This window comes from Rhizobium sp. LjRoot258 (assembly GCF_964254185.1).
Classification (GTDB): Bacteria; Pseudomonadota; Alphaproteobacteria; order Rhizobiales; family Rhizobiaceae; genus Rhizobium.
This window is the reverse complement of sequence record NZ_CAXUST020000001.1, coordinates 530738-555466: the sequence shown is the minus strand read 5'-3', so window position 1 is coordinate 555466 and position 24729 is coordinate 530738. Positions and strand designations below refer to the sequence as shown.

General features: G+C 60.9%; 19 protein-coding genes and 1 pseudogene. 9 read left to right on the top strand and 11 right to left on the bottom strand.

The window, feature by feature from the left end; all coding sequences use genetic code 11:
• Window positions 1-25: 25 nt before the first annotated feature.
• On the bottom strand, window positions 26-1966 hold the full coding sequence (locus ACSQ9D_RS02720) for a methyl-accepting chemotaxis protein (RefSeq protein WP_436281060.1): 1941 nt from the start codon (window positions 1964-1966) through the stop codon (window positions 26-28).
• 305 nt (window positions 1967-2271) lie between these two features.
• Between ACSQ9D_RS02720 and ACSQ9D_RS02715 the strand changes: the two genes are divergently transcribed.
• The 3 genes from ACSQ9D_RS02715 to ACSQ9D_RS02705 all read left to right on the top strand — a co-directional run bounded on the left by ACSQ9D_RS02715 (window position 2272) and on the right by ACSQ9D_RS02705 (window position 4708).
• Window positions 2272-2652 carry a hypothetical protein gene (locus ACSQ9D_RS02715; protein WP_436281059.1) on the top strand — a complete coding sequence of 127 codons (381 nt, stop codon included), beginning with the start codon at window positions 2272-2274 and terminating at the stop codon, window positions 2650-2652.
• Window positions 2653-2714: 62 nt separating this feature from the next.
• The gene (locus ACSQ9D_RS02710; RefSeq protein WP_436281058.1) at window positions 2715-3461 is read left to right on the top strand and encodes a TlyA family RNA methyltransferase; all 747 of its coding nucleotides are present in this window, start codon (window positions 2715-2717) and stop codon (window positions 3459-3461) included.
• Window positions 3458-4708, top strand: coding sequence for a class I SAM-dependent RNA methyltransferase (locus ACSQ9D_RS02705; protein ID WP_436281057.1), 1251 nt, complete (start codon window positions 3458-3460; stop codon window positions 4706-4708). The genes ACSQ9D_RS02710 and ACSQ9D_RS02705 overlap by 4 nt, the downstream gene beginning before the upstream one ends.
• A gap of 67 nt (window positions 4709-4775) precedes the next feature.
• Here ACSQ9D_RS02705 and ACSQ9D_RS02700 read toward each other — a convergent pair whose 3' ends face one another.
• The 4 genes and pseudogenes from ACSQ9D_RS02700 to ACSQ9D_RS02685 all read right to left on the bottom strand — a co-directional run bounded on the left by ACSQ9D_RS02700 (window position 4776) and on the right by ACSQ9D_RS02685 (window position 11550).
• Complete coding sequence (locus ACSQ9D_RS02700; protein ID WP_436281056.1) at window positions 4776-6599, bottom strand: HAMP domain-containing methyl-accepting chemotaxis protein; 1824 nt, start codon at window positions 6597-6599, stop codon at window positions 4776-4778.
• A gap of 269 nt (window positions 6600-6868) precedes the next feature.
• Window positions 6869-8828, bottom strand: a pseudogene (locus ACSQ9D_RS02695) (methyl-accepting chemotaxis protein); the annotation flags it as partial.
• Window positions 8829-9009: 181 nt separating this feature from the next.
• Entirely contained in the window at window positions 9010-9762 is a 753-nt protein-coding gene (locus ACSQ9D_RS02690; protein ID WP_436281055.1) for a crotonase/enoyl-CoA hydratase family protein, read from the bottom strand.
• A 9-nt stretch (window positions 9763-9771) separates the two neighbouring features.
• Complete coding sequence (locus ACSQ9D_RS02685; protein WP_436281054.1) at window positions 9772-11550, bottom strand: acyl-CoA dehydrogenase; 1779 nt, start codon at window positions 11548-11550, stop codon at window positions 9772-9774.
• A 215-nt stretch (window positions 11551-11765) separates the two neighbouring features.
• On the opposite strand from ACSQ9D_RS02685, the gene ACSQ9D_RS02680 reads away from it, so the two are divergent.
• On the top strand, window positions 11766-12761 hold the full coding sequence (locus ACSQ9D_RS02680; RefSeq protein ID WP_436281053.1) for a transporter: 996 nt from the start codon (window positions 11766-11768) through the stop codon (window positions 12759-12761).
• 50 nt (window positions 12762-12811) lie between these two features.
• On the opposite strand, the gene ACSQ9D_RS02675 is transcribed toward ACSQ9D_RS02680, so the two are convergent.
• Window positions 12812-13339: a BA14K family protein gene (locus ACSQ9D_RS02675; protein ID WP_436281052.1), complete on the bottom strand. Its 528-nt coding sequence runs from the start codon at window positions 13337-13339 to the stop codon at window positions 12812-12814.
• 155 nt (window positions 13340-13494) lie between these two features.
• Here ACSQ9D_RS02675 and ACSQ9D_RS02670 point away from each other — a divergent pair, with 155 nt between their 5' ends.
• The gene (locus ACSQ9D_RS02670; RefSeq protein ID WP_436281051.1) at window positions 13495-14493 is read left to right on the top strand and encodes a glycoside hydrolase family 25 protein; all 999 of its coding nucleotides are present in this window, start codon (window positions 13495-13497) and stop codon (window positions 14491-14493) included.
• Between the two features lie 67 nt (window positions 14494-14560).
• Here ACSQ9D_RS02670 and ACSQ9D_RS02665 read toward each other — a convergent pair whose 3' ends face one another.
• Window positions 14561-15805, bottom strand: coding sequence for an aromatic ring-hydroxylating oxygenase subunit alpha (locus tag ACSQ9D_RS02665; protein ID WP_436281050.1), 1245 nt, complete (start codon window positions 15803-15805; stop codon window positions 14561-14563).
• Between the two features lie 413 nt (window positions 15806-16218).
• Here ACSQ9D_RS02665 and ACSQ9D_RS02660 point away from each other — a divergent pair, with 413 nt between their 5' ends.
• The 3 genes from ACSQ9D_RS02660 (at window position 16219) to ACSQ9D_RS02650 (ending at window position 19346) form a co-directional block, all read left to right on the top strand.
• Entirely contained in the window at window positions 16219-16824 is a 606-nt protein-coding gene (locus tag ACSQ9D_RS02660) for a DUF6656 family protein (RefSeq protein WP_047521790.1), read from the top strand.
• Between the two features lie 80 nt (window positions 16825-16904).
• Window positions 16905-17879 (top strand): L-threonylcarbamoyladenylate synthase, encoded by a 975-nt coding sequence (locus ACSQ9D_RS02655; RefSeq protein WP_436281049.1) that lies wholly within the window; start codon window positions 16905-16907, stop codon window positions 17877-17879.
• Between the two features lie 21 nt (window positions 17880-17900).
• Complete coding sequence (locus tag ACSQ9D_RS02650) at window positions 17901-19346, top strand: FAD-binding oxidoreductase (RefSeq protein ID WP_436281048.1); 1446 nt, start codon at window positions 17901-17903, stop codon at window positions 19344-19346.
• Here the strand turns inward: ACSQ9D_RS02650 and ACSQ9D_RS02645 are convergent.
• Window positions 19343-22066 carry a DUF1217 domain-containing protein gene (locus ACSQ9D_RS02645; protein WP_436281047.1) on the bottom strand — a complete coding sequence of 908 codons (2724 nt, stop codon included), beginning with the start codon at window positions 22064-22066 and terminating at the stop codon, window positions 19343-19345. The two genes, ACSQ9D_RS02650 and ACSQ9D_RS02645, sit on opposite strands and share 4 nt — an antisense overlap.
• A 298-nt stretch (window positions 22067-22364) precedes the next feature.
• Here ACSQ9D_RS02645 and ACSQ9D_RS02640 point away from each other — a divergent pair, with 298 nt between their 5' ends.
• Complete coding sequence (locus ACSQ9D_RS02640; protein ID WP_024314278.1) at window positions 22365-22931, top strand: DUF6101 family protein; 567 nt, start codon at window positions 22365-22367, stop codon at window positions 22929-22931.
• A gap of 61 nt (window positions 22932-22992) precedes the next feature.
• Here the strand turns inward: ACSQ9D_RS02640 and ubiA are convergent, their stop codons facing one another.
• The 3 genes from ubiA to ACSQ9D_RS02625 all read right to left on the bottom strand — a co-directional run bounded on the left by ubiA (window position 22993) and on the right by ACSQ9D_RS02625 (window position 24682).
• Window positions 22993-23952: a 4-hydroxybenzoate octaprenyltransferase gene (gene ubiA / locus ACSQ9D_RS02635; RefSeq protein WP_436281046.1), complete on the bottom strand. Its 960-nt coding sequence runs from the start codon at window positions 23950-23952 to the stop codon at window positions 22993-22995.
• Window positions 23953-23991: 39 nt separating this feature from the next.
• Complete coding sequence (locus tag ACSQ9D_RS02630; protein WP_436281045.1) at window positions 23992-24195, bottom strand: hypothetical protein; 204 nt, start codon at window positions 24193-24195, stop codon at window positions 23992-23994.
• A 199-nt stretch (window positions 24196-24394) separates the two neighbouring features.
• Window positions 24395-24682 carry a hypothetical protein gene (locus tag ACSQ9D_RS02625; protein WP_436281044.1) on the bottom strand — a complete coding sequence of 96 codons (288 nt, stop codon included), beginning with the start codon at window positions 24680-24682 and terminating at the stop codon, window positions 24395-24397.
• Between the last annotated feature and the right edge of the window lie 47 nt (window positions 24683-24729).

The following is a 24729-nucleotide window of genomic DNA, read 5'->3' as shown; positions in this document are numbered from 1 at the left end:
ATTCGTTGAATGATGCCTCCGTGTCTCAGAACTCGGTCCAGTCTTCCTTGACGGCTGCGGCGGTTGCCGCCCGGCCCCCGAAGGCGCTGGCGACACGATTGTTCAAGGCGCGGGCCGGAGAGGCGACCGGCCGCGATGTCGGGCGGGCCGAAGCTGCGTGAGGGGTTGCGGCGGCGACATTGTTGCCGAGATTGAATTGCCGCAGCAGATCATCGAGCGCGCCGGCCTCTTGTGCGAGCGAATGGCTGGCCGCCGTCTGCTCCTCGACCATCGCAGCATTTTGCTGCGTGCCCTGATCCATGTTATTGACCGCAGTGTTGATCTCCTGCAGACCGATCGACTGTTCGCGGGTCGCGGTGACGATGGCGCCGACGTGCTTGTTGATTTCCTGGACGGCGCCGACGATCTCGGCCAGCGCCTTGCCGGTTTCATCGACCAGCGAGACGCCGGCATTGACCTGCGTGCCCGACGTGTTGATCAGCGCCTTGATCTCCTTGGCCGCATTTGCCGAGCGCTGCGCCAGTTCGCGCACTTCTTGCGCCACGACGGCAAAGCCCTTGCCCGCCTCACCGGCACGTGCCGCTTCGACGCCTGCATTCAGCGCCAACAGGTTAGTCTGGAAGGCGATGTCGTCGATCACGCCGATGATATTGCTGATCTCACCGGAGGACTTCTCGATCTCCTGCATCGCAGAGACGGCCTTGCGGACGACATCACCGGACTTCTCGGCGCCGAGACGTGTGCGCTCGACCAGCTGGCCGACATCCTCGGCCCGCTTGGCGGAGTCGCGAACGGTGGTTGTGACCTCTTCGAGGGCTGCTGCAGTTTCCTCGACGGCAGCCGCCTGCTGCTCGGTCCGACGTGCAAGATCGTCGGCAGCCGAGCGGATTTCGCCGGCGCCGGCATTGATCGCGGAAGCATTGCGGCCGACGGATTGAAGTGCCCCCTGCAGCTTCTCGACCGCGTTGTTGAAGTCGCTGCGCAGGCGATCGAATTGCGATGCGAAGGGCGTCGTGATGCGAACGGCGACGTTGCCGTTGGCGAGATCCGACAGACCGCCTGCGAGGCCTTCGATGGCAAAGCGAAGTTCCGTTTCCTCGCGGGCCTTCTGTTCATCGCCCGCCTGACGCTGATGCTCGGCGTCGCTACGCATGCGGTCTGTTTCGCCGGCGAGGCGAAGCTTCTCGATTGCCGCATCCTTGAAAACGAGAACCGACTGGGCCATGCGGCCGACTTCGTCCTGCCGGTCCAAGGCCGGAACGTCGATGTTGTTCTCACCGCCGGCAAGGCGTCCCATCGCCGAGGTCATGCCGACGATCGGGCGGACGATGCTGCGCGACAGCATCCAGGCAAGAAGGACGGCGGCAAAAGCGGCAGCGATGCCGCCGGTCAGCAGCGTGGCACGGAGATCGCTGCTGGCATCTGCCTGCAGCGCCGCAAGCGCATTCGACTCGTCGCGCGCGGCAGCCTTGATCTTGGCGGACGCCTGACGGAACCCGTCGAGCTGGCCCTTTGTTTCGTTGACGCCGATCTTGACGATCTGGTCGATCGGCATGTCGGTTTCCTTGCGTGCCTTGGACTGCGGTTCGGCAAGCTCGTGGAAATAGAGATCGGCGGCCTTCTGCATACCGTCGATCTGCTGGATGAAATCACTGTTGCCGGCTGCGGTTTCGCGTGCAGCGGCGATCGCCTTCAGCATGCGCTCGCGGTTGGCAAAGATGTCACCATAGGTGCTGTCGCTACGGAACAGCAGGAAGCCGCGTAGGTTCACCGCCTGTTCGAGCATGGCCTGCAGCGCGTCGTCGATCTGGTTGACCAGCCGCTCGGATTTCTTCTGCTGCTCGGAGGCGGCCGTAACGGCGCCTGCTTTCGAGTAGACAAAGGTGGAAACGGACAGAAAGATAAGGATCAGCACTGCGAATGTCGCAGCGAGCTTACCGTTCAAGGACATGTTTCTAGCAAACATCAGTCAATCTCTCCTGGCGGCCTGCGGCCATGGGGAAGTCGGGCATGCCAATGCATGCTCAAAAAAATCGGATAGGGAACATGATCAGCAAATGGGAGGAAGCCATCATGGCGGGAAGCAGCTTCGGCGAGCCGCTGCAATCTGCCTGACCCTATGACGGCAGACTTTAAATTTGTTTAAGTTTGTGCGACGCAGCATCGTCGCAACGACCCCGAACCCATTCTCAACTTTAAATGTGCATTTCTATCTTCACTTTTCTTGCCTGAGGTGTACATTGGCACATCATCAGAAAGGGGAGGACGCCCATGCGTGTTGTTATTGGCGCACTCGCAACGACGCTTGCGATTTGCAGTCCCGCGGCAGCCGCCGAAAAGATGACAGGCAAGGAACTGACTGCACTTCTTGGTCAAGGCAAGGAGCTGATCTTGGGCGGTCCCGGCAAAGGATACGCGGGCAGCCTTACGCTCGACGCCAACGGGACAGCAATGGGACAGGTAAAGCTGGACAGCGGCGAAGTGATCCCGATCGCAGGCGTCTGGGCAGTCAAGAAGGACAAATTCTGTCGAACCTGGAAAGGTGGCCGCGACGCCGGCAAGGAAATCTGCGAGTCGTGGGTCAAAACCGGACCGAAGTCAGTCGAAGTAATCGTCGGCAAGAGGGATCTCGGGACGAATTCTTGGAACTAGGCCTCGCGCCCACTTGCAACAAAAGGCTTGCAACCGATGGCGTTGCCCGTCATGGACAGCGCATGTCAGATCAGAACATGCAACGCCTTGACCAGCTTCTCGTCAGCCTTGGTCTCTTCGCCAGCCGCTCCCGCGCGCGCGATGCCGTGCAGCGCGGCACCGTCAAGGTCGGTGGCAAGGTCGTGACCAAGGCCGGCGCGCTGTTTGGAAAAGATGCCGCAATCGAGATCGACGATCCGGCGCAGGAATATGTCTCGCGCGCAGCGTTGAAGCTCGCCGCCGCGCTGGATCATTTCAAGCTCGATCCGTCGGGGCATCGCTGTCTCGATGTCGGCGCTTCGACCGGCGGCTTCACGGAAGTCCTGCTGGCGCGCGGTGCGGCGCAGGTCACCGCGATCGACGTCGGGCATGGCCAGATGCATCCGCGCATATCGAACGATCCCCGTGTGACCAACATCGAGGGTCTGAACGCGCGCAACCTGACGGCCGAGGATATCGGGCACCCGATCACCTTCATTGTGTCGGACGTCTCTTTTATCTCGCTGAAACTGGCGCTGGCCCCTGCCCTTGATCTTGCGGAGGCGGGAGCGGTCGCCGCTCTCCTCGTCAAGCCGCAGTTCGAGGCCGGGCGCGATGCGATCGGCAAGGGCGGGCTTCTCAAGGATCCGTCGTCCGCGCCTGATGTCGCAGCCGAACTCGAGCACTGGTTCGTCGAGGACATGGGCTGGGACAGCCTCGGACTGATCCCCTCCCCGATTGCCGGCGGTGACGGCAACCAGGAATTTCTACTCGCAGGAACAAAACCGTGAGCACGCAAACAGTTACGATCGAAAAGCTCGGCGCCCAAGGCGACGGGATCGTGCATGCAGACGGTGGGCCGATCTACGTGCCCTTCACGCTGCCGGGTGAAACCGTCGCCATTGCACGAGTCAAGAACCATGGCATGCTGATGTCCATCTCGCACCCATCAGCCGATCGCCAAGACCCACCTTGCCGGCATTTCGGACCGGACGGAGTGAACGGCACCTGCGGCGGCTGCAGCCTGCAGCACATGAATGATGCGGCCTACCGCGGCTTCAAGCGTCAGCTGGTTGTCGATGCGCTGAAATCGAAGGGACTGACGCCCGACGTCGCCGACCTCGTCGCCGCTCATCCCGGCGAGCGCCGGCGCGTGGTCTTCGCCGCGCGGCGGACCGAGAAGGACATGCTGATCGGCTTCAACCAGGCCGAAAGCCACCACATCGTCGCCATCGAGGAATGTCCAATCTCGTCGGCGGGCATCATTGCCAGGCTGCCGGCGATCACGGCGATTGGTGCGGCGCTGGCCAATAGCGCGGAAGCGTTCCGCATTACCGTATTGGAGACGTTATCGGGCCTCGATGTTGCGGTCGACGGCATCAAGAAGCTCTCAGACCAGCAGCGTCGCAAGGCAATCGAGACGGTGCTTTCCTTGCGTGGCATCGCCCGCGTCTCGCTCAACGGCGAGATTCTCGTCGAACCATCCAAGCCGCTCGTCGATTTCGGCGGCGTCAATGTCGTCCCTCCGCCCGGCAGTTTCACGCAGGCGACCAAGCCGGCGGAAGACGCAATGGCGGAAGTCGTTCTGGCACATGTCGGCAAGGCGAAACGCATCGCTGATCTCTTTGCCGGTGCAGGCACATTTTCGCTCCGCCTTGCCCGGGTCGGTCGCGTGCACGCGGTCGAGGGCGAGGATAAAGCTCTCGCAGCGCTCGATCATGCCGCCCGCAACACGCAGGGCCTGAAACCGGTTAGCGTCGAAAAACGGGACCTTTTCCGCCGGCCGCTGATGACATCCGAGCTGAAGATCTACGACGCCGTGGTCTTCGATCCGCCGCGTGCCGGGGCAGAGTTTCAATGCAAGGAATTGGCGCGTTCGAACGTCAAGAAAGTCGTGGCCGTCAGCTGCAATCCGCTGACGCTCGCCCGCGATCTCGCTCTGCTCGTCGAGGGAGGCTATCGCATTACCGGTGTGACGCCGATCGATCAGTTCCTGTGGACGCCGCACGTCGAAGTCGTGGCGACGCTCGAAAAGTAGAAGCGATCCTCCAAACCAAAACGCCCGCGACAAGCGCGGGCGTTTTGACTTGATGCATCGGTCGCAATCAGGCGGCGCGACGGCCGTATGATGCTGCAGCCTGCGATGCGGCCTGCAGGTTGAACTGGCTAAGCAACTGCATCAGCTTGGCAGCTTCTTGGGCCAGCCCATGGCTCGCTGCCGTCTGCTCCTCGACCATGGCGGCATTCTGCTGCGTCCCCTGGTCCATCGTGTTAACCGCTGTGTTGATCTCGGCAAGGCCGGTCGATTGCTCGCGAGTTGCCGTGACGATGGCGTCGACGTGGCGGCTGATTTCCTGAACCTGGCCGACGATCGCCTCGAGCGCCTTGCCGGTATTGCCGACCAGCGCCACCCCGGAGCGAACCTGTGCGTTCGATGCGGTGATCAGGCTTTCGATTTCCTTCGCGGCCTGAGCCGAACGCTGCGCCAGTTCGCGCACTTCCTGAGCCACGACGGCAAACCCCTTGCCAGCTTCACCGGCACGCGCAGCCTCGACGCCGGCGTTCAGTGCCAGAAGGTTCGTCTGGAAGGCGATGTCGTCGATGACACTGATGATATTGGAGATTTTTTCGGAGGACTGTTCGATCTCGGTCATCGCCGAAACCGCCTTGCGGACGATGTTGCCCGACTCTTCGGCGCCGAAGCGCGTACGAGTGACAAGCGTGCCCGCCTCCTCAGCGCGGCGCGCCGTGTCCTTGACCGTCGTCGTAATCTCCTCGAGTGCTGCTGCCGTTTCCTCGATGGAGGCAGCCTGCTGCTCTGTGCGCCGGGCAAGACCGTCCGCGGCCGTGCGGATTTCTCCGGCGCCCGCGTCAATGGCATGAGCATTGTCGCCGACCTCCTGAAGGACGGCCCGCAACTTGGCGACGGAGGTATTGAAATCGCTGCGCAGCCGATCAAGGTGATCGGCAAAAGATGTCTCGATCGTCCGAGTGAGATCGCCTTCCGAGAGCGCGCCCAGCGCTTCGGCAAGTGCACCCACGGCATGCTGGATTTCCGACGCTTCGCGAGCCTTCGAGGCTTCGTTGCGAGAACGCTCCTGCTGAGCTTGCTCTCGGGTATGGTCTGCACTGCGTTCGAGGTCGAGGCGTGCGATGGAGTTGTCGCGGAAGACTGCAACGGCAGCCGCCATGTCGCCAATCTCATCCTTGCGCCCGGCATAAGGGACGGCGGTGTCGAGATCGCCGTCTGCCAGACTGGCCATGCGGGCTGCGATCGTCGAGATCGGCCGCGACACGCGCTTCCACGCGAGGGAAGCAGCAGCGACGGCGACGGCGAGTGCGACGACGAGGCCACCGACGATCGACAGGACGCCTGCGTTGTAATTGCCGGCTGCGGCAGCGAGCGCCGCATCGGTCGACTGCCGGTCCTTTGCGAGCATTCCGTCGACGAGGGTCTGAATGTTGTTCGCGGACATCGAAAGTTCGCCGCGATAGAGGCCGTTTGCCTGGCTTCGCTTGCTGTCGAGGGCCAGCGCGATGATCTTGTCGGCGAGCGCAGCATCGTTGGCGAGCGCCTTCTGCAGCCGGCCGAAGTTCTGGCTCATGTAGTCGCTCTTCGGCTGCTTTTCGAAGGCGTCGATGGCTGTGGCGAGGCGCTGACGGCGTGTCTTCAGCGTCGTCTCGGCGTTGCGGAAGTCCGTCTTGCCCGTTGCAAGGAGATAGTCAGCGTAGCTGCGGCGAACGTCGTTCAGCGTCGTCACGATCGCGTAAAGCCGCTCTGTGTTCGGGATGTTCTCGGCGCCGATCTGCCGGGTGTTCGCCTCCAGATTGGTCAACGAGAAGGCCGCGATCGCACCCTGTACCAAGGCAATGAAAACAAGAGACAGAAAGAGAAGTGGAAGGAGCGTTTTTATCTTCAGTTTGGACATTGGGGCGGTCTCATACGGCTAAAGTGACAAGGCGTAAACGATCAGGATCGATCGCCCGCGTAGTCACTCGCCTTGATGGTATCGGGGAGAACGGTACGGACGATATCCGTCCTGCGTCATGCATTGGATCTCACTAGAGACGAAGATCCGTAAGATTTGATTAAAAGTAGTACTTTTAATCATCGCCGGCAGCAGTCTGCGTGGCTTGCCGAGGGGTGGTTAATTCCATTGTTGGCAGCGGTCGCGGTCTCCAAACAGACGGATATCTATCAAGCGGCGCGACGGCTGTACGCCGCAGCCTGCGACGCAGCCTGCAGGTTGAACTGGCCAAGCAACCGCATCAGCTTGACCGCCTCCTGCGCCAGCCCATGGCTTGCTGCCGTCTGTTCCTCGACCATGGCCGCATTCTGCTGCGTGCCCTGATCCATCGTGTTGACCGCCGTATTGATCTCGGCAAGCCCGGTCGATTGCTCGCGGGTTGCCGTGACGATCGCGTCGACGTGGCGGCTGATTTCCTGAACCTGGCCGACGATTGCTTCCAGCGCCTTACCCGTATCCCCGACCAAGGTGACGCCCGAGCGAACCTGTGCATTCGACGCGGTGATGAGGCCTTCAATCTCCTTCGCAGCCTGAGCCGAGCGCTGTGCCAACTCGCGCACTTCCTGAGCCACGACAGCAAACCCCTTGCCGGCTTCACCTGCACGGGCCGCTTCGACGCCGGCGTTCAGCGCCAACAGGTTGGTCTGGAAGGCAATATCATCGATGACGCCGATGATGTTGGCGATCTTCTGCGACGACTGCTCGATCTCGGTCATTGCCGAAACAGCCTTGCGAACGATGTTGCCGGACTCTTCGGCGCCGAAGCGCGTGCGGGAGACGAGGTTCCCGGCCTCCTCTGCACGGCGAGCCGTGTCCTTGACCGTCGTCGTGATCTCCTCGAGTGCGGCTGCCGTTTCCTCGACCGAGGCTGCCTGCTGCTCGGTGCGTCGGGCAAGGCCGTCCGCAGCCGTGCGGATTTCGCTTGCGCCTGCATCGATGGCATGGGCGTTGTTGCCGACGGCATTGAGGGCGCCGTGGAGCTTGCTGACTGCGCTGTTGAAGTCATCGCGAAGGCGGTCGAGATGCGACGCAAACGGCGTCTCGATGCGGTGAGCAAGGTTGCCGTCCGACAGCGCACCTAGGGCGCTTGCAAGCGCGTCGACGGCGTGGCGGATTTCTGTTGCTTCGCGGCTCTTCTGCTGCTCACGTTCCTGGCGCTCGCGCTCGGTGAGTGCGCGGCCGCTTTCTGCCTCGCCCTCCAGGCGCTCGCGGTCAATCGCGTTCTTCTTGAAGACGGAAACGGCCTCGGCCATCGAACCGATCTGGTCGCGGCGCTGCTCGCCGGGAATGGCGACCGATAGATCGCCGGCAGCGAGCTTTTGCATCGCGGCAGTCATGTGGGTCACCGGACGGATCACGAGGCCATGCAGCAGCCAGGCCATGGCGGCAATCATCAGACCGACGGCAAGGATCGTGGCAACGGTTGCGGCAATGCGGAACTCGTTCAGCGACGCGAAGGCCGCGCCGCTGTCGACGACGAAACCGAGATACCATTCGACCGACGGCAGACCGGCGACGGGCATGAAGCTGACGAGGACGTCCTTGCCGGCAAACTGCGTCGGGGCCAGCCCTGCCTTGATCGCCGGCGTCTGAGATGGGAAAGCGTCGGCGAGCGTCTTTGTCACCAGCTTCGCGTCCGGATGGATCAGGATCTGCCCGCTCTTGTTGGCGAGGAAGGCTGTGCCTTTGCCGCCGAGGTCGATCTCCTTGATCATGTCCACCATGGTCTTCAGCGAGAAGTCGCTGCCGACGACGCCGGCCAACTTGCCGTCGCGTTTGACCGGAATGGCTGCACTGATAATGAGGTCACCGCTCGACGCGTCGTTGTAGGGTTCGGTCAAGACAGGGGCATTGGCCTTGACGGCATCCTGATACCATGGACGCTTGCGCGGATCGTCGTCGGCTGGCAGCGGAAGATCCGGCCAGGACGTAAAGACGCCCTGCTCATCGCCGAGATAGGTGCTGACGAACTGGCTGCTAAGAACATCGTTCTGCAGCACTCCCTTGACGCCCGGCTGGTCAGCAGTGCGGCCGATGGCGTTTGCAACCATTGCCGTCAGCGTCACGCGGCCGTTCATCCAGTTGGCTGTTGGCGGCCTGCTCGCCGGAAGAGCTGATGTTGGCTTCGATCGGGAGCAGTCCGCGCAGTGCTTGACGAACACGGGCCACTCGATGCGGCGGGCTATTGGCAAAGCGGAACAAAGCGCCTCATGCGCCCGGACGACAGCGACATCGCGCGCCGTCGCGCCCCTAATATTAGAGAGGCGTTTAAAACAGCCTTAAAATTTGACGAAACTCAAATATTTCCACGTCAGCGGCGCATGAAGGCTTCGAAGGCGGCCCTTGCTTCGGCGCTATGCAGGCGATCGAAGAAGTGCCGGGCCTCATCATCAATGCGGGCAATAACCTCATCGCGGTCACCGCGGATCAGGTTGCGCGCGATCTTCAGCGCTTCCGGCGGCTTAGCAGCGAGCTTGGCGGCGGTGGCGAGTGTCGTGGATTCGACCTCATCGGGCGCGCAGACCTTCCAGACAAGTCCCGCTTCCCGTGCTTCCTCGCCCGAGAACCCCTCGCCCGCTGCCAGCAGCGCAAAGGCGCGCTGGTGTCCCATGATGCGCGGCGCAAGCAGGCTGGACGCCGCCTCCGGAACGAGCGCCAGATCGACGAATGGTGTCCGAAATTGGCTGCGCGCTGAAGCGATGGTCAGGTCGCAATGCATATGCATGGTGGTTCCAATGCCGATCGCCAACCCGTCCACACCCGACACGATCGGTTTTTCAGAGCGGACCATGGCATAGAGGAACTCGACGATCTCCCGCGGCATGGCGCCTCCCATGGCCGCGGCCAGGAAATCACCCAGGTCGTTGCCTGCGGAAAAGCAGCCTTCGGTGCCGAGAAAGGCTGTCGCCCGGATCGTCGTGTCGCCATCGGCGGCGATCAGCGCGTCCGTCATCGTCCGATACATCGCGCGGGTGATCGCATTCTTCTTTTCCGGCCTGTTGAAACGGATGATTTGGATGCCGGGATGGGCTGCATCCTGCTCGACGATGACGTGCTCTGTCATGATGGTTCCTCAGGCGAGAACGATTTTGGCGGCCGCAAGGCTTGCAGCACCTGTGATGACACAATCCTTCAGCGCCGCAACTTCTGAAAGGAGATTCTCCGCAGCAAAGCGGCAGAGCGCGATGCGGCCCCCAGCGCCACCGTCCGGCGCCTGCGCGAGCCCGCCCTTGGCGAGATAGCAACCGGTCAGGACAAGGCCGAAAAGGCGCTGATAGGGTGTTGCGCCGGCCAGTGCCTCGGTGGTCTTGCCATCGCGGACCTGCGCCAGCAGCCAGTCGGTCGCTTCGCCGAGGTCGGTAATGGCTGCGTCGAGCCGGTTTGCCGTCGCGCCAAAGCCATCGAGGTTGGAATGGCGGACCTGATCGGCGATCTGTTTCAGCTCAGCGATGAATCCTTGCACCTGCTCGCCATTCGCTAGCGTCAATTTGCGGGTGACGAGATCGATTGCCTGGATGCCGTTCGTGCCCTCGTAAATCGGTGCGATGCGCGCATCGCGCAGGTAACGCGCAGCGCCCGTTTCCTCGATGAAGCCCATGCCGCCGTGGACCTGAATGCCGAGCGAGGCAACGTCGACGCCGATATCGGTGGAAAAGGACTTGGCGATCGGTGTCAGCAGCGCAGCGCGTTCCTGCCAATGCTGCGGGCGGTCTGCTGCGCGATGCGACATGTCGATGGCATGCGCGCAGGCGTAGGAAATCGCGCGTGCGCCCTGTGTCAGCGCCTTCATGGTCAGGAGCATGCGGGTGACATCGGGATGCTCGATGATCGGGCTCATCCCGCCGCCCGTCCAGCGCGGCGCCTTGCCCTGGGTGCGCTCCTTCGCATAGGCCGTTGCCTTCTGCGTCGCCGCCTCGGCGATCGCAACGCCCTGCATGCCGACGGCAAGGCGGGCGTTGTTCATCATCGTGAACATGCAGGCGAGGCCCTTGTTCTCCTCGCCGACCAGCCAGCCGATCGCACCCTGCTCCCCGCCAAACTTGCCGTCACCATAGATCATGGTGCAGGTGGGCGAGGCGTGGATGCCGAGCTTGTGCTCCAGCGAATGGGCGAACAGATCGTTGCGGGCACCGAGCGATCCGTCCGGATTGACGAGGAATTTCGGCACCAGGAACAGCGAGATCCCGCGCGTTCCGGCCGGTGCATCCGGCAGGCGGGCGAGCACCAGGTGAACGATGTTGTCGGCGGCGTCGTGTTCGCCCCAGGTGATGAAGATCTTCTGGCCGAAGATGCGGTAGGTGCCGTCATCGCGGCGTTCCGCGCGCGTCTTGAGCACACCGAGGTCAGAGCCGGCATGCGGCTCCGTCAGGTTCATCGTGCCGGTCCATTCGCCGGAGACAAGTTTTGCGAGGTAGGTACTCTTGAGTTCGTCGGAGGCATGGTTGTCGATGGCCTCGATCGCCCCCATGGTGAGCGTCGGGCAGAGCGCGAATGCCATCGAACCGGAGTTCCACATCTCGAGCGCGGCGACATTCAACATATGGGGCAGCCCCTGACCGCCGAACTCCTCAGGTGCGGTTAGGCCATTCCAGCCGCCAGCGATCCAGTTCTTATAGAGATCCCGCCAACCGTCGGGCGTCACCACCTTGCCATCGACGAGGCGCGAACCCTGACGGTCGCCGATCTCGGCGAGCGGCGCCACTTCGTCCGTGGCGAATCGTCCAGCTTCATGAAGGATGGCATCAACGAGATCCTCGCCGAGATCGCCAAGCAAGCCGGCCTCGATTGCGCTCCCCAAACCGGCGACATGCTTCAGCGTGAACGCAATCTCCTCGACGGGCGCCTTGTACATTCATGATCTCCTCGCATCGCAAGCCGTCGAGCGACAACGCCCTCCGGCACCTCCACGGGCAGAGCTAATTGATTTTTACGTAAACGTCAATTTCAAACTTTCTCTCTAAAAGCGGCGGAAGGACGAGTTCTCTTCGTTATTACGCACTTGCACAAACAACCGTCATAGAGAATCTCTAAGGACACAGACCGCCATCGCAAGAGGACCGGCGCATTATGGACACCTTACCCGCCAACATACCGGGACTCGTGTGGGCCTACCGCTTTCCGCCGGATAGCGGCAAGGCGACCCGCCTTGCAAACAGCGCGCCGCAAGCCGAACTGACGAACGGCGGCGGCTTCTACTGGCTGCATCTCAGTCTTGCCGATGCCCGGGTACCCGGCCTGCTCGACAGCATCGAGGGCCTGAACGACGATGCGAAGGCGGCACTGACCACACGCGACACGCACGCCGCAATTACCGTTGACGAACAGATGCTCTACGGCACGCTTGTCGATTGCCAACGCGAGTTCGATCACGAGACCGCCGATCTCGGCTGGCTGCATTTTGCCATATCCGACCGCTTCATCATCACCACGCGGCTGCAGCCGCTGCGCAGCGTCGAGCGCGCTCGCGCGCTCGTCGAGAAGAACCCGGCAAAGTTCGAACGGCCCGTCGACTTGTTCGAGACCCTGATGATCGAATTCCAGCGGACGCTGATCTCCATCGTCATGGAGATGACGGACGAACTCAATGTTATCGAGGACTTCGTTTACGACACGACGCCTCGCGACGAGCGTCGGCGGCTGGCGCCAGTCAGGCGCACGGTCGTCAAGCTCCACCGACATCTGCGGACCGTGCTCGCGTTGATGCGGCGTGCGGCCGCCTCGCATGATGACGAAATGCCCTTCGGCTTCGAGGACGTCGCCGGACGACTGACAAGCCGCCTTGAAACGGTCGATCACGACATCTACGCGCTGCAGGACCGCGCGCGGCTGCTGCATGAGGAGATCGACTCGAAACTGTCTTCCGAGACGAACCGACACCTCTACATTCTGTCGATCATGACAGCCTTCCTGCTGCCGCCGACCCTGGTGACGGGTTTCTTCGGCATGAATACGGCAAACCTGCCTTTTGCCGAAGGGAGCGGCGGCACGGAATATGCCGTTGCCCTCATCATCGCGTCGATCCTGCTGGCATGGTGGCTGCTGAAGCGCGTTCGCATCCTCTGAATGGAAAGCCCGGCATTTCTGCCGGGCCTTGAGACGCAAGCCTGTTTCCCTCAGTAGTACGGTGAAACGCACTGTTGGCGCGGGCCGTTATATGGCTGGAAGGTATTGTCGTAGGCGCGATAGGAGCGATAGCGCGCTTCGCACCAGGCCACGTGGCCCGACCCAAGCGGAGCCGCCGGCGGAGGAGCCACATAGGTCGGCTGCGAGGCGATGGCGCCGCCGATCACCGCGCCGGCTCCGAAGGCAGCGAGCGGGAACCAGTATCCGTTGTAGTAGCGGTAGCCGCTTCGATAAGACGGATAACCGCGGTAGCCACCATACCAGCCAGGCCGATAGGCTGGGCGATACCTTGGGTAATAACCAGGGCGATAGCCTGGATAGTAGCCAGGCCGATATCCCGGGCGATAACCGGGAGGACGGCAATAGGGACCACGGCAATACTGGACGTTCTGGAGGTCACCAGACTTTTCGACATGCGGCTTGGCCGACATCTGCATCGCCTGCGAGGGCGTAACGCCACTTGCCAACGCGACGAAGGAAACGGCGGCAATCGCTATCTTCTTAAAAAGTCCCGTCATGGAATCTCCATTCCCAGGTTGGAATACGCGCGCATCATAACGCGAAGGCTATGAAAACGTTCCAATGATCCGTTTTCATGCCGTTCTCGCGACTTTCCGTTTTTAAGCGATCGCGGATTAACCCGACATTAACCGACTTTCACCAGGCTCTTTCCATGAAGCAATCCTGGAGAAATCTTCTGCTTCGCCTGGTGGTTCCAGCGCTTGCCGCCGGCGCTGTCACTCAGGCTGCGGCAACGGACACTCTCGCTTGGAAGAATCCCAACAACGCGCTCGTCATCGACGCATACGAATTGAATACGATCGACTGGGATTCTCTGCTTTCCGACAAGCGCATAGCCGCCTTCATCTCGAAGGCTTCCGACGGACTCCCTGAGAGCTTCTCCTGCACCGGCGATCATGCCGGGGACACGGTTGCGCATTGCAAGACCATGTGGCGCAAATATGCGGTGAGCCGCGAACTCTTCCAGACGCGGCGGCTTGTTGCCCGGGCGTCCGGCCTGCTGTGGGGCTCCTATCACCTTGCACGGCCGGGCAACCCGGTCGACCAAGCCAACCATTTCCTCGATTACGCCGATCCCAAGGACGACGAGATGATGATCCTCGACCTCGAGGGCATCGATGCGCAGAAGTTCATGTCGTTGGAAGACGCGCAGATATTCGCGGGCCATATCAGGGCGCGGACCGGACGCTATCCAGTTCTTTACACCAATCACAATACCGCCCGCTACATCGCCGCCTACCGCAACGACTATCCGGTGCTGGCGCGGCTGCCGATCTGGTATGCGCGCTACAAGCCCGACGTGAAGGGCGTGTTCCCGATGGGAAACTGGGATAACTACCTGCTGTGGCAGTTCTCGTCCGGAATGAACTGCACCAAGCGCCGCTGCCCTTATCGCGTCCCCGGCACCCTGACCGATATCGATGTCAACGTCGCCCCGATGAACCGGGCCGAGCTCGCAAAGGTGTGGGCTCGGGGCAATCTTCTGCCTGCGCGCGAGCCCGACCCGCCGCTCATCCTTGCCAAGATAGAGATGGAGCCACGCGGAAAGCCCGCCCAAGGCCCGCCGGCCCCCGTACCGGTTGTGCCGGACCCCATCGTCACCTCCTCGATACCGCAGAGCGAAGTGTCCCGTACCCGTCGCGACTTCTGAGGACCCTGTGCAAAAAAGACCCCGCCTCTTTGGGAGACGAGGTCACTCGGGAGGTGGGTTTCTCAGCTCAGGCGACGACGGAGAGCTTCGCTTGATCGCCTTGCAGGCGATTGACCATGAAGTTTGAGTACCATTCGAGGAATTGCATGACGCCGCCTTCGTGCAGCATCGAATAGGGGCCGGGCTCATATGCCGGCGAGTGAATCCCGAAGGCATTCTCCTCGACGATACGGCGGTCCTGGTCGTTGGTTTCGGTCCAGACGTGCGTGAGCTCGGCGAGATCGTAGTCGACGCCTTCGACGGCATCCTTGTGCACGAGCCACTTCGTCGTGACCGCCGTTTCGTTGGCGCTGAGCGGCAGCACGCGGAAGGAGATCGCATGGTCGCCGAGAATGTGGTTCCACGTCGTCGGGTAGTGGAAGAGCAGCATCGTGCCGATGCGATCGATCGTCACGTCGTCTGACAACGACCGCTTGACGGCTCTCTTGCCGGACATGGTGTAGCTCTCCGCATCCTCGATCAAAGGCATGCGGGCCGTGCGGAACTGACCATCGGGAGAAATCTGGAACTTGCTTGGCAATCCGGCCGCCTCGCAGCGTGCCCAATGACCGGCGATCTCGGGATCGTCAGCGCCGCCATCGGTGCCCGTGACGCTCGGCGCTTCCGGGTAAGTGCGGCAAAGCTCCGGATGGTTGGCCGCGCAGTGATAGCACTCACGGTTGTTCTCCCAGACGAGCTTCCAGTTGCCCTTCTCGATGATCGTGCTCTGGAAGGCGACCTTCGCGTCGCTCAGGTGATGCGGCACCATGTAGGGCGCCACCATGTCGCGGACGGGCTGGAAGTCCGGCGCATTCTGGGCGAGACAGATGAAGATGTAGCCGCCGAAGCTCTCGCAATGAACGGGCTTCAGGCCGTAGCCGGTCTTGTCGAAATCGTCACCCATATGGCGGGCGAAAGCAAGCTTGCCATCGAGGTCGTAGGTCCACTGATGATAGGGGCAAACGAGGCGAACTGAGGAACCGTGCTCCTTCGTGCAGACACGCGAGCCACGATGGCGACAGCTGTTGTGGAAGGCACGGATGACGTTGTCGCGGCCGCGAACGATGACAACCGGGTATTGGCCGATCTGCACCGTGAAATAGGCACCGGCCTTCGGCAGTTCACAGTCGTGGCCCATGAACAGCCAATCGCGATAGTAGATCATTTCCATATCGAGCTTGAAATAATCTTCGTCGATATAGAAGGGCTGCTCGAGGCTGAAGCCTTCCCGCCGGGTCTTGAGTTGCCGCAATACGTTGCTGCGAATATCCATCTGCACATCCTCGTATAGTGGGGCCGCCGCTTGGTCGAAGGCGGGAGCCGCCGGAAGCTTCGCTCCCTCTCCGTCAGGAGATGTTCTTGAAAGACATTTAAACATCGCCGGCGCGCGGCGTTTGGTTGTAAAGCGACATCGGCTTCGAAAATGACGACAGGCGGCAAAGGAGTGTGGAATTGAAGACAGCATTCGGCCTGTGCAGGCTCCGTTGCCGGCAACCAAGGCAAATTACGACATCGGCGCAACCCAATTCGCAGCTAGGCTTCAGGGCGACTTTGCCGCGACCATCGCATCTGCGACATGATGGTATCGGTCCATTCCTATGAAGCCGCGGTGACCGCTGCGTTTAATATACCATTAAGCATGATTGCCTATCCTTGCGGCATCAAACACGCATGCGGATATGCACCATGGCGAAGCTTCGCTATTTCGACGCCGGTAACAGCATCAATGCCCGCGAGGTCCCAGTCGCCGCGCATTCGGAATTCCTGCGCACTGGAAAGATTACCCGGACCCGCTCGCACTGGCTCGCCGAAGAGCGGCGCTACCTCTCGCATGACGAAGTCGCCGAGAGGACGGGCCGCAAGCTGGAGACGGCTGGCGAAAAGACGCATCAGCATATCAACGGCTTTCACCATTCGATCCAGTTTCCGAAGATGCTCTTCCATCGGACGCTGCAGGACAGCCCGCATCTCGGCTACTGCCACGTGACGGCGGCGCGGACGAAATTCGCCCGTTACCAAGACGTCAGCTGGGCCTTCTACATCGCGAATTTCTACGCCGACATTGGCGACAACGACAATTTCTTCCAGCAGATCGACGTGAAGTATTCGCGCATGTACTTCGCCGTCGCCATCAAGCCGGGAGAGCATACGCCCGAAAAAATGACGATCGACCGCTCGGTGCGGGGCAACGGTCTGCTTTTCCGTACCGACGATCCGCAAATCGCCATCAGGAATGTGCTGTTGCTCGGCGCGCGCAACGAACAACTGCGCGAGATCATTCGTCAACTCTGATCGAGATCATCCGCCAGCTCTGATATTGATCGGATCGCCGGGAAGGCATAAGGACTGCCGGACAGCAATCCGGGCGGCGCATGGCACGATCGATCGACATCATGAAGGACAGGCAGCAGGCTATCGAAGCCGGTTGCGCAGTACTTGGCGAGGGATTCCCGATAGCAATCCCGACGGAAACCGTCTACGGGCTCGCCGCCGATGCCACCAATCCGATCGCGATCGCCCACATTTACGAGACCAAAGGCCGCCCGCGCTTCAACCCGCTCATCTGCCACATGGCTGATCTTGCCATGGCGGAAAGACACGCGGTGTTTGACCCCGTTTCGCGCGCGCTGGCCGAAGCTTGCTGGCCAGGCCCGCTGACGCTCGTGCTGCCGCTTAAGCCGGAGAGCGCCATTCATTCGCTCGCAACTGCGGGTCTCGATACCGTCGGCATCCGTGTTCCGAAAGGCTTTGCAGGCGAACTGATCCGCGCCTTCGGGCGCCCGCTCGCCGCGCCCAGCGCCAATACGTCAGGCAAGATCAGTGCGACGAGCGCTGCCCATGTCGACGCCGATCTCGGCGAGCGCATCAGGCTGATCCTCGATGCCGGCGCGAGCACCGTCGGCGTCGAGTCCACGATCGTCAAGGTCGAGGACGGCAAGCTCAGGCTCCTGCGACCAGGCGGTTTGCCGGCGACTGAGATCGAGCGTGTGGCAGGGCAAAAGCTTCTGAGATCCAAGAAGGCCTCGGCGGCCATCGAGGCGCCGGGAATGCTGGCATCCCATTATGCGCCCGGCGCAACCGTCCGGCTGGACGCAACCCGTGTCGATGCCGGCGAGGCGTTGATTGCCTTCGGCAAGACGTCTGTTGCCGGCGCCAATGACGCCAGAATCGTCCTCAATCTCAGCCCGGGCGGAGATCTTGCGGAAGCGGCGGCCAATCTGTTCGATTATATGAAGAGAGCCGATGCCAGCGGCGCCGCGACAATCGCCTTTTCAGCCATCCCCGACGAAGGGCTCGGCGAGGCAATCAACGATCGGCTGCGCCGCGCCGCTGCGCCACGCGAATAAGCAAGAAGGATCAAGGTTTCGATGAGCAGCGTTTCCCCCGAACTTCTCGACCGTTTCGCCGCCATCGTCGGCGACAAACACGCGCTTCGCAGCGAGGCGGATCTCGCGCCCCATCTGATCGAGAACCGCGGCTTATACCATGGCTCCTCGCCTCTCCTTCTCAAGCCTGGCTCCGTCGAAGAAGTGTCGGCGATCCTGAAGCTCGCAACCGAGACCGGAACCGCGGTCGTGCCTCAGACTGGCAATACCGGCCTCGTCGGCGGCCAGACGCCGCGCGAGGGCAAATCTGATATCATCATCTCGCTCGAACGCATGAACAAGATCCGCGATGTCGATCCGGTTGCCAATGTCCTAGTCGCTGATGGCGGTGCGATCCTCGCTGATGTGCAGAAGGCAGCAGAGACGCACGGCAGGCTGTTCCCACTGTCCCTCGGCTCCGAAGGCTCGTGCCGGATCGGCGGCAATCTCTCAACCAATGCCGGTGGTACGGCCGTTCTTGCCTATGGCAACATGCGACATCTCTGCCTCGGCCTCGAAGTCGTGCTGCCGACCGGCGAAATCTGGAACGGCCTGCGTCGACTGAAGAAGGATAACACCGGCTACGATCTACGCGACCTGTTCATCGGCGCGGAAGGCACGCTCGGCATCATCACCGGCGCGGTGCTGAAGCTGTTTCCGCAACCGCTTGGAAAACAGGTCGCGTTCGCGGGTCTTAATTCCGTCGAGGATGCCCTTTCGTTCTTCAACCTTGCTTCCAGCCTTTGCGGCGCCTCCCTGACAGGCTTCGAACTGATGCCGCGCTTCGGCGTCGAGATTACCGCCCGCAACATCGAAGGCGTGCGTGATCCACTGGAATCGGCTCATCCCTGGTATGTGCTCGTCGATATTTCGACGTCCGATTCCGCCGAGACTGCCGAGCGCATGATGACGGCGCTGCTCGAGCAGGGTTTCGAGGCAGGGCTGGTTCAGGACGGTGCAATCGCATCTTCGGTCGCGCAGCAGAAGGCGCTCTGGCACATGCGCGAGAGCATGTCGGACGCACAGAAGCCGGAGGGCGGATCGATCAAGCACGACGTTTCCGTGCCAGTTTCGGCGATCCCGGCCTTCATGCGCGAGGCCGGGGATGCGGTCATGGCCACCATGCCCGGCGCCCGCATCTGCGCCTTTGGCCACATGGGCGACGGCAATATCCACTACAACATTTCCCAGCCGGTCGGCGCGGACAAGCAGGCGTTTCTGGCGCGCTGGCACGATATGAACCACATCGTCCATGGCTTCGTACTGGCGCATGGCGGGTCGATTTCCGCCGAGCATGGAATCGGTCAGCTGAAGCGCGATGAACTGGCCTCAATCCGGCCGGCGATCGAAATGGATCTGATGCGCAGGATCAAGCGCGCCTTCGACCCGGCTGGCATCATGAACCCCGGCAAGGTTGTCAGCGTCGACCAGGCGTTGGCGTCAAACTAGCTGCTCGTGCCGCCGTTGGTCAGAAGCTGCAGCGCCGGCGAACTGTTGGTATTGTTGGCGAGATCGTACATCGCGGTGAACCGCCTCAGCAGCTTGTCCACCTTCTTCGAGTCTTGAAGATCGTCGAGATTGACGAACTTCCCAAGCATGGAGAACTGCTTGGCGACATCCATGTTCGATACGCTGCTCGGCAGGCTGAAGGTGGTTGTGATCACCTGGAACAACGCCTTGTCGCCGAGGATCGTGTAGAGCGATGTGATATCAGGCGCGCTGCGGGCGAAATATAGCGCGAGGCGTACGCCGTCGTTCGTTTCGCCTTGCTGCGTTTCCAACGTCTGCTGAACATACTTCTGCTGCGTCCGGTCTTCGGCACCCACGTTCTGGACCGCTCCGATCTTGGCGCGCGTCAGGTTGCCATTGGTATCGAAGTTGAAGTCCGAGACAATCTCCTTGAACTTCGATTCAGCTTTCGTGTTCAGGTAGCTCTTGGGATCAGACGGATCGGAGGTGAAAATCTTCCGCAGCGTCTCCTCGTCGTATTTCTTCGGGTCGAGACCGTTTGCGGTCAAGACCAGGCTGGTCAGCTTGTCGTTCGACAGGAAGTCGTCGAGAGTCTTCACCTTCGCCATGCCCTTGGCGAAAGCATCGACGGCCTTCGTCGCATCCTCGGAGGCCTTGTCCCTGAGCGGGCCATCGCTCATGCCCATCAGCGTGCGCGACTTATAGTTGGTCGCGTATTTCGCCATGACCGCGGACGGCAGCGGCTGTATTTCGGCGGATGCCTTGCCGTCGGCTCCGAAATTGAAGGCGCGAACCAGATTGGTGATCCGCTCGTCCTTCAACGAGGCGACGTAGCCGTCGGGATCGTATGGGTCGCTCTTCAGCAGCTTGCGGAACATTGAACGAGACACGTCTTGTTCCGTCAGCCCGTAGGCGCGAAGCGCCATATCATAGAGCTCAGGCAGGTCATCGTTCTTCCTGTCAAAGTCTGCGGCGGCGTTGGAGCGCAGAAGGTCATCGACCCTCTTGATCTTGCCGTCAGTCATCCGCTTCTTGTAGTTTGCCACGGCTTCGTCGATCGCCTCGTCCTGCGCGTCTGCATATCGAGCGCCGTAGAACGTCGTCGTATCCATCAATTGTGCGCTCGATTGCGGGCCGGACGCGCTGGCGGCCGAGCCATTGGCTGCAAAGCTGAACGCCGCATTGAGCGTGCTGAAGCCCTGGCTGGCGGCAAAGCTCGCGTCGGTCAGTACGCTTTTCAGATCCGCGTTGCTAACGCTCGCCGGAACTCCATAGACTGACCGTATGGTGTTCATCATCTGCCCATCGGCGATCAGGTTGTCGACATTGGAAATCGTCGGGATCACGGTCTGGAAGTAGGAGAGGTTGGTGCTGACGTGCGAACTCGTAGCCCGTGCCTGACCGATCGTTTGCGCACCTGCACCATCGGCAACGCTACCATCGGCCTGGAAATTGAAGGACGAATGGACGTCGTCGTAGCCCAGCAGGCTTGCGTAGCTGGCATTCGTCAAGACGCTGCGAAGATCCGCATCACTGACGCTCTGGGGAAGGGAGTAGGCATCCCTGATGTACTGGGTCAAACGGGTATCGGCGATCAGGTCATCGACGTTGGTGATGCCGACGATTTTTGATTGGAAGTAGCTCGTGGTGTTTGCAGCCTGGGTGGACATCGCTTTCATCTGGTCCGACGTCTGCGCGACATAGGACGCCGCGGCCGAGTTGACGGCTCCGTCCGCCTTGAAATTGAAGCTCTGATTGACAACGCTGAAATCCAGCAAACTTGCGTAGCTCGCATCGGTAAGCACGAGCCGGAGCGCTGCATTGCTGAAATCGTCCCCCATGCTGAAGGCCGTCTTGATATAGGACGTCAGCCGGCTGTCAGCGATCAGATCGTCGACGTTGGTGATCGTCCCGATCTTGGACAGATAGTAGGCCTTGTTGTAATCGGCAGCCGCTGCGGTGGTGATCGACGGGACAGTCAGATTATACTGTTCCATGACCGTGTTCTTCTGAGTGGCCGTCTGCGCCGCGCCGTTGACGGTGCCGTCTGCCTTGAAGCTGAATTGTGCGGCAAGCGCCTTGTATTTGTCGTTGCCGTTGAGATTGACAAAGCTGTTGGGATCGCTGACGTCGCTCGTCAACACCTGCGCCAGGAAGTCCTTGGAAACGTAGGTGGGATCGATGCCGTAGGCCTTCAAAACATAGGTGCGGACCCGGCTGTCGCCGACGAGATCGGAAACGTTCTGCACGGCGTCTATCGCGTTGCTGTAGTAGGTCGTTTCGGTCGCGGCGTTCTTGCCCTCGTCCGCGAACGACTGCGTATAGAGACCGATCAGATCGTCTTCCTGTGCGTCGCTCTGGGCGTCCGCCGCCGGCGTATTGAAATTGAAGGCGGCCGCGAATTCCTTGTAACGCGTATCCGAGAGCTTGTTGGCGAAGCTGTTGGCGTCGGTCAGGTCACTTTCCAGGACCTTTTTCATGAAGGCCTTCGCGTAGGTCATGTCATCGAGGCCGTAGGCCTTCATCGCATAGCTGTAGAGCCGATAGTCGCCGAGGAAATCGTCTACGTCTTTGACTTTGTTGATGTTGTCGTCGTAGTATTCGGCATCGTTCTTGACCGTGGCCTGCGATGCAACGCGGTCCAGGCTTTGCTTCATGTTCCCCGACAATATGTTGTAGGCCATCGAAGCAGAGATCATAACGTGCCCTTTTCCGGCAAAGTCTTCAAAATATGACAGAGTGGTTGGCCTCATTCTGCGATAAAAAGCTTACCCGAGACTTACTCGCACCGCGTTGCAAAACGGCACATCCCCCGTTCACCCTCCGGAAACCTTGCCGGCTTCGGTTTTGATAACCATCCACCGAGGCAAAGCTTTCTTAACCGCGATTTTTAAGTTGTCCGGAACAGCCGCCGCCTATTGTCGAGCCATAGAGGGCGAAAAGCCCCGAGGAGAAGACCGGAAACCGGCTCTCAGGTAAGACAAGGGTAGAATGAACATGAACAACACCGTTATGAAGCCCGTATGGGCTGGAACGACACTGCGTCTCGATCCGTCGCGCTTTCCCCAGCAGGTCAGCTACGCCATCCATGACTCCTCAAGTGACGTCAGCATAACGATCGACGAACGTGGCGCGATCCTGCGCAAGGTTCTTCCCTCTAGCGGCCTGCCGCTTTCGATCGCCCTTCCCAAGCGCGCCTTCAAGGGCGTTGCCGCCCGCGCCATCGACCATGGCGACGGCGAAGTCACCGTCACCCTGGAACTTCACCACGAAGATCCCGATCTCTGTGTCCCGTTGCTGGTCGCCCATGATCTCTCCGACATCGCCGCCGACTGGCGCGGCTGGTCCGAGGCCTTCCGCATTCCGATGCTGATGGTCGAGGCCGACGGCGTTGCACGTCCACTGGAAGAACATCTCGGCGACCTGCGCACCAGCGCATTGAAGCCGCGCCGCCGCCACTCCTACTTCGCCAACCGCCGCCCGCGCTTCCTCGTGCGCCGCACAACCGGTAAGCTCGGCGTCGCCATGAAGATCGAAGGCAAGGAAATCATCGCGCGCAGCTGAGCGGTGCGGCGTTTCAGACCATCAATGCCCGGCCTTTGTGCCGGGCATTGTCGTTGTCGCCTCAGGGCAGGACGAAGAGAAGCGAAAGAAAGAGGCCGAGAAAGATGATCAGGCCAACGCGATTGTTGGACTTGAACAATGCCAGGCACTGATCGCCGTCGTTGATATCCAGCGTTACGATTTGCCAGGCAAACATGCCTGCCGCAATGAGCAGACCGAGATAGGCAAACAGGCCGACGCCTGCGACCAGGAAGGCGCAGAAGGCGAGCACGAGCGTCAGACCATAGAGGCCGACCAGCCACTGTTTCGTCTTGTCGCCGAACAGCCGCGCGGTGGAACGAACGCCGATCAGCTCATCGTCTTCCTTATCCTGATGGGCGTAGATCGTGTCGTAACCGATCGTCCAGACCACCGAGGCGACGTAGAGGAGGATCGGCGCCAGAGAAAGGCTGCCGAAGATCGCCGCCCAGCCCATCAAGGCGCCCCAGGAGAAGGCAAGGCCCAGGAAGAACTGCGGCCAGTCCGTGAAGCGCTTGGCAAAGGGATAGAGCGCCACAATGGCGAGCGAGACGACGCCGAGGATGACCGAGAACCAGTTAAGCTGCAGCACGACCAGCAGCCCAACCAGCGCCTGCAGGACGATGAACAGCTTGGCCTGCGTGCGTGTGACCCGTCCCGACGGCAGCGGGCGTGAGCGGGTGCGCGCCACCTCCATGTCGATCTTGTGATCGACAAGATCGTTGTAGGTGCACCCTGCCCCGCGCATCGCGACAGAGCCGACGAAATACAGCACGAGATGGAAAATCAGCTGTCGGCCGGAGAACTGGCCAAGATGAGCCGCCGCATTCGCGGCCATAGCCGCTGACCAGAAGCAGGGCCACATCAAGAGCTGCCAGCCGATCGGCCGATCCCAGCGCGCAAGCTGCGCATAGGGCCAGAGCCACGGAGGCAGGACCCGATAAACCCAGTTGTTCGAAGGCGCATCCGCAACGCGCCCGTCTATTCCGCCGATCTGTTGCATGCCGCCATCTAGCGATCGGTCGAGGCACGGGTCAAGCCGTCATGCGGCCGCACTGCTAAACTCCGTAGAGTCCTGCTCCCCGGAACTGTAAACGCGGGCAAGGACGACGGCGGCATAGCTCACGCTGACCGCCTGAACGAACACAACGATCGCCGAGACGGTAAGCATGAGAATGTTCGGCTTTCCGTCGACCAACAGCAACGGCAAGGTTGCAACCTCAGACACAGCCACGAAAATCAACATCGACGGGGCCACGGGTAAAATGATCCCCACGATGAGGCGGCCGAAAGGCGGCAAAGACGCGCAATGCCGCGAAGGGCATCGAAGAGCGATGTCCCGAGACCGGTGATGCTCGAGACCGGCCAGGTTCCCGCAAGCGACAGTACCAGCACATAAGCGATCATCGCAGCGGAGGTAAAGACCAGCACGGTTGCCGGCACGACTAGATTCGAGGGCAAAACGTGAAGATCGGCAGCGAGATTACAAGCGCAACGATAAAAAGCGCTGCCGCCTTTAGGAAGCAAGGGAAGGTTTTTCCGAAGCCTGCGCGCTTTCCAACCTCGGTAAAGGATCCACAGTAGATCACCGTGCCCTGAATGCACATCGCAAGATAGCTCCACACAAAGCTCGTCGATCCACTGGACGTCGTTTTACCCGAAAGTTCATCGAATATCGCAATGGCCACCGTCGCAATGACGACGACCCCATACATGGCCCAGTTTCTGGCCATAATGTTGAAGTCTCGCGTAGCATCCCGCCTCCCTCGCATATCAACTC